Raw genomic sequence first — 4069 nt, forward strand, 5'->3', positions numbered from 1 at the left:
GGCTTTTGGGCTTTTGGGCTTTTGGGCTTTTGGGCTTTTGGGCTTTTGGGCTTTTGGGCTTTTGGGCTTTTGATGTCCCCGATTCTTGAGCACTGTCATCTTGTTCTTCATCACCACCGCTCTTTCGCATTCGCTCCCGAGCATGAATCAATTAGATCACTTCTTCGTGTCCTTTTCAATATTTATTTTCTATTTATTCTGCAATTAAGAGATTTTCTTTCTCCATAGCGGCTTTCATGCAGTGATAGATACACTGTTCAGCCAGATTTTCAGCCCACCTAACCCTGATCCTCGCAACCTCAATGTGAACAAATGCGTCACTTTCCATGATTCCTGCGATAACTTGCGCGCTTTTGCGGTCTCGGTATCGTTTAATAAGGACATCACGCAACGGACTATCGGGCGTGAAAGTTTCAACCATGCACTTTTCTACGAATTCAGCGTCATCCTGTTCTTTGGCGAGACTGATGGCGTTGAATCCTGAATTCCCTGGTGCAAATATTTCTTTCACTTTCCTGATTAAATCCTCACCGGAATATCCCTGCTTACCAAGGTTGCTGAAGATGACCTGAATGTGCTTCCCTTCATCTGAGTTCCAGTGGTCACGCCACATCAGCCTTCCGAGGATATTTATAGCGCCTCGGTCTGGCCCATCGCCCCCTCGGTGCTTCGCCCCCCAGTTCATCAACATGTATCGCGTCCACGTTTGCTGTAATGGTGTAATCGCCTTGGCGTCCTTTGCCCATTTCTTTTTGAGCTGGCTTTCACGGGAGAAGCCAGACAACTGAATAAGCATTTTGTCTCTCATTTCTTTCTCCGCTTAGGCTGGGCATCCCACGACTGAATGCTGGTAGGCGCTATCACTGGATGTATGGGTGTGAAGAGGGAGAGTATTTTGGTGATGAGTGGGGTCATAATTTCACCTTCTGAAGTTGCCAGTTTGGAAGGTCGCCTTTAACACCAGCATTACGAATGCGAGCCTTGGCGTTGCGTTCAATCAGAATCAGTTTTTCGATGTTCACCCGACGCTGCTTCTCTTCTCGCCTTAATTCGCTGATGTCGTTAGCAAGGTGGGTTTCCTTTTTGGCTATCTGCATTAGCAAGTCAAAGTGATCGATTACCGCCCCACACTTTTTGCATTTAACTTGCCGGTCACGCTCGTTGATGGTGTATCCCGGATGCAGGCAGAAATGGCCTTCGTTTTCCAACAGGAAATTCACTTTCCCCTTTGGGTCTGAATCATCAGCCAGCGGGAACGCCACCACATTTCCAAGTTCGGTTTCTGTTTCGGTTGTCATGCTGCCTCCGATAATTTCTTTGACGCCCGTAATTTCGCTCTGTAGGTGGCTCGTATGCCGTCGAGTTCTTCGCGGGTGTATCGATGAGGGGTGTTGTTGTTTTCAAGAGCCTCGACACGCCCAAGGCCGATTTTCAGTACCAGTGCTGCGCGGTAAGGAATGGCGTTACTGGAGAGTTCGGCATTGCACCGATGACATTGCTTGTGAATATTGTCCTCGTTATATCTGAGGTGTGATGCCGCGCCCCTCGATCGGTAATGTCCCGCTTCCCATTGCACTGTTTCGTATGTGCCGCAACTGATGCAGGGCTCATCAACGTCTCGGCCTTTGGTGATGTAATCGTTCACCGCTCGCTGCGTCATGTCCTCCCAGTGCTTGAGTGGCTTCAGATTGGCTTTGCGTTCACGCCATTGCTCACGGCATTCTTTTTCAGACGCAGCTTCGGCTTTGGCTTGTTTCTTGGCTTCGGCGCGTTTGCCGTAGATGACGGCGCAGGGAACGGAACAGGTTTTTTGGGTACTTAAGAAGGGGGAGAACTTGGTAGAGCAGATGCAGCAGGTTTTAGGTTTGGGTTTCTTTGGCTCTTTGCGTAGCCTCGGGTCTTTCATTTTCGCCCCCGGTTTTCTTTGTAGAGGGCATCGCATATCTTTTTGTACTCTTTTTCGAAAAAAAGATAATCAGTCGAAGCTTCCCTTCCTCTTGCATGTATTCCGCGCATTCTCTCGGTAGATATCAGTGCGGCCGCATTAATTAATGCCACCTGAACATCTACCGGCAATTCTGCAAAATTTGGTGAATCACTCATCACTCTCACTCCTCAGATGTTCTGTCGTCAGCCTTGAATTTATTCACATCCCATATCCAAAACTTACGCATCATGGCGTCGTAACTGGGGAGTTTCTGGAATTCCTTGAATCCATTCTCACCGAATAAAACCTTCATGCGTTGTTTGTATACCCACTCGTTTCGATGAAGCACGAAGAAGCAATACAAAATGCCAGCGACCGGGATGGCTATCGCAATACTAAAAAAAATCTCAACCATGATTTATCTCCACATAGGGTTCTGCCACGTCCGACTGGCTCGTGGTTCTACTCTGTATTCGGGTAACAAAGCAGATACGTACCAGCCTGTGTAATCAGCGGATAGTTGCTTTGAGGTTTGGATGTTTCGGAGGGTGTACTGCTTGATGAGGTCTTCGGCTTGCTGGGTGGACATGATTTCGTGAGTGAACCATGTTGATTTAGCCATGGCGACTCCTTTGCTTCTTGGCCGTTTTGACCATCAGGCAGCCGTTAACAATGATGTGACCGGTCGCGTTATTGTCTCTGGCATACTTCATGACAGTTGAGCGGTTAACATCCAGTCGCCGGGCTAACTCGGTTATATTGCCGCGAGTGGCAATGAGCAATTCTGGAATAGTCTGTGTGGTTATCATGCCGCCCTCACTTTTTGTCTTTCCACTGCAACGCCGGTATGCAAATCCACCGAGCAATCGCACTCATTGCCCCACGCACCCCATCCATCAGTGTTGTTGCGGGCGAACAATTCAATGCGCGGAACGTCACCGAGTAACTGAACCAGCTTGTCGCGGATGATCGGCGGCTTTGCGCTGTGCTCCATTCTCGGTGCCGTGATGTGCTGGCAGATTGAAGCGTCGAGGCGTGTTGGCAACTTACCGCGCACAGCAAACAGGCAGTCTTCGCTGTTGGCTCGGGTCATATGCCCCATGCCGATTGCACTGTTACCTTTGCGACGATTTGTTTTGTGCCAGGTGAAGCCCTTCATGGTCATCAGCCTGAATCCCCATGCATCCATGACTTTTAGCGCTTCTAGCGGTTGAGTTGGAACCCACCACATAGCAAGAAGGCAGGATTCAGCAGCCAAGTCCCATACTGGTAACCGGCAAATATCCTGCACGGTCATCGTTTGATATTTATGTCCCGCGCCGCGATCACCATCATTTGCCTTGTCTCGGTATGACCAAGGCGGATCGGCATAAATCAGTGTGTATTTTCCCATCAGAAGAACCCATAAAGTTGGTTGATAACGTTCTGATCGGTCGTGCGACCGAACAGGTGCTTAATGGCAGCGTTAACCATCGCGTTGTAGCAGCGTTCGAACTCGTCAGACTCCATGTTCGCGAAAGCCAAACTCTTTGCCTCAGTCCTGATATCACCGTTTAACCTCACCGTTTGGTCGTAGAAGCCCGCCAGAATGGTTAAATCTTTCCGGAAGCGATCGAACTGTGTGGTTTCGTCTGCATTGGCTAAGCCGGTCTTGTCTGCTGACCAGTGCGCAAAGCAGAAGTTGAAGAATGCGAACATCTTGCGGTGAAAGGCGGGGTTGCGGGTTAGCTTGATTTCGGCGGTGTACTGCTCGCCGTTCTTGAACTTGGTTAGCCTGGGTAAGTCATGGTCGAACGCTGGAACAAAGACGCCACCGGCGTTTTTGACCATTTCGATTTGCATTGGTCACCTCGCTGACTCTATCGCCTCTTTGAGTTGCTGTTCGACTAATTGCAATGCGTTCTGAAGCCTGTACAGAGCATCAGACGAGCGACTGTCTTTCGCAGGCGTAACCATCAGCAGTTGAGGCATCATGTTCACAGTGTTGATATAGGCATTGCAGATTTGACGGTATTGACGCTTGGTCATGGTGATATTTTTAGTTGTCATCAATCACTCTCCGGTTTAGTTTGTAGTGGTCAACAAAAACTGGCCACCGCGTTAGAGTTTTTCCAGTATCGATTTTCTGATTCGTTTGGTGGC

At 49.1% G+C, this 4069-nt stretch carries 9 protein-coding genes; all 9 read right to left on the bottom strand.

Features of this window, described 5'->3' with window-relative positions; translation table 11 throughout:
* Positions 1–193: 193 nt before the first annotated feature.
* Positions 194–808 carry a hypothetical protein gene (locus J8X26_RS24815; protein WP_208952274.1) on the bottom strand — a complete coding sequence of 205 codons (615 nt, stop codon included), beginning with the start codon at positions 806–808 and terminating at the stop codon, positions 194–196.
* A gap of 103 nt (positions 809–911) precedes the next feature.
* Positions 912–1298 carry a hypothetical protein gene (locus tag J8X26_RS24820; protein ID WP_208952275.1) on the bottom strand — a complete coding sequence of 129 codons (387 nt, stop codon included), beginning with the start codon at positions 1296–1298 and terminating at the stop codon, positions 912–914.
* Positions 1295–1906 (bottom strand): recombination protein NinG, encoded by a 612-nt coding sequence (locus tag J8X26_RS24825; RefSeq protein WP_208952276.1) that lies wholly within the window; start codon positions 1904–1906, stop codon positions 1295–1297. The genes J8X26_RS24820 and J8X26_RS24825 overlap by 4 nt, the downstream gene beginning before the upstream one ends.
* On the bottom strand, positions 1903–2103 hold the full coding sequence (locus tag J8X26_RS24830; protein ID WP_208952277.1) for a hypothetical protein: 201 nt from the start codon (positions 2101–2103) through the stop codon (positions 1903–1905). The genes J8X26_RS24825 and J8X26_RS24830 overlap by 4 nt, the downstream gene beginning before the upstream one ends.
* A 5-nt stretch (positions 2104–2108) precedes the next feature.
* The gene (locus tag J8X26_RS24835; RefSeq protein ID WP_208952278.1) at positions 2109–2342 is read right to left on the bottom strand and encodes a hypothetical protein; all 234 of its coding nucleotides are present in this window, start codon (positions 2340–2342) and stop codon (positions 2109–2111) included.
* 199 nt (positions 2343–2541) lie between these two features.
* A complete protein-coding gene (locus J8X26_RS24840) occupies positions 2542–2736 on the bottom strand; it encodes an HTH domain-containing protein (RefSeq protein WP_208952279.1) in 195 nt (64 codons plus the stop codon).
* Positions 2733–3323 carry an MT-A70 family methyltransferase gene (locus J8X26_RS24845; RefSeq protein ID WP_208952282.1) on the bottom strand — a complete coding sequence of 197 codons (591 nt, stop codon included), beginning with the start codon at positions 3321–3323 and terminating at the stop codon, positions 2733–2735. Before J8X26_RS24845 ends, J8X26_RS24840 begins: the two co-directional genes overlap by 4 nt.
* Positions 3320–3769, bottom strand: a complete 450-nt coding sequence (locus J8X26_RS24850) for a DUF1367 family protein (RefSeq protein ID WP_208952280.1) — start codon at positions 3767–3769, stop codon at positions 3320–3322. The genes J8X26_RS24845 and J8X26_RS24850 overlap by 4 nt, the downstream gene beginning before the upstream one ends.
* A gap of 3 nt (positions 3770–3772) precedes the next feature.
* Positions 3773–3976: a hypothetical protein gene (locus J8X26_RS24855; RefSeq protein ID WP_208952281.1), complete on the bottom strand. Its 204-nt coding sequence runs from the start codon at positions 3974–3976 to the stop codon at positions 3773–3775.
* Positions 3977–4069 lie beyond the last annotated feature (93 nt).

This window comes from Rahnella sp. ChDrAdgB13 (assembly GCF_017655185.1).
In the GTDB taxonomy this organism is placed as follows: domain Bacteria; phylum Pseudomonadota; class Gammaproteobacteria; order Enterobacterales; family Enterobacteriaceae; genus Rahnella; species Rahnella contaminans.

Excerpts from the sequence above, each read along its gene's own strand:
- J8X26_RS24835 (WP_208952278.1), bottom strand. The coding sequence starts at position 2,342 with ATGGTTGAGATTTTTTTTAGTATTGCGATAGCCATCCCGGTCGCTGGC.
- J8X26_RS24815 (WP_208952274.1), bottom strand. The coding sequence starts at position 808 with ATGAGAGACAAAATGCTTATTCAGTTGTCTGGCTTCTCCCGTGAAAGC.
- J8X26_RS24850 (WP_208952280.1), bottom strand. The coding sequence starts at position 3,769 with ATGCAAATCGAAATGGTCAAAAACGCCGGTGGCGTCTTTGTTCCAGCG.
- J8X26_RS24855 (WP_208952281.1), bottom strand. The coding sequence starts at position 3,976 with ATGACAACTAAAAATATCACCATGACCAAGCGTCAATACCGTCAAATC.
- J8X26_RS24825 (WP_208952276.1), bottom strand. The coding sequence starts at position 1,906 with ATGAAAGACCCGAGGCTACGCAAAGAGCCAAAGAAACCCAAACCTAAA.
- J8X26_RS24820 (WP_208952275.1), bottom strand. The coding sequence starts at position 1,298 with ATGACAACCGAAACAGAAACCGAACTTGGAAATGTGGTGGCGTTCCCG.
- J8X26_RS24830 (WP_208952277.1), bottom strand. The coding sequence starts at position 2,103 with ATGAGTGATTCACCAAATTTTGCAGAATTGCCGGTAGATGTTCAGGTG.
- J8X26_RS24840 (WP_208952279.1), bottom strand. The coding sequence starts at position 2,736 with ATGATAACCACACAGACTATTCCAGAATTGCTCATTGCCACTCGCGGC.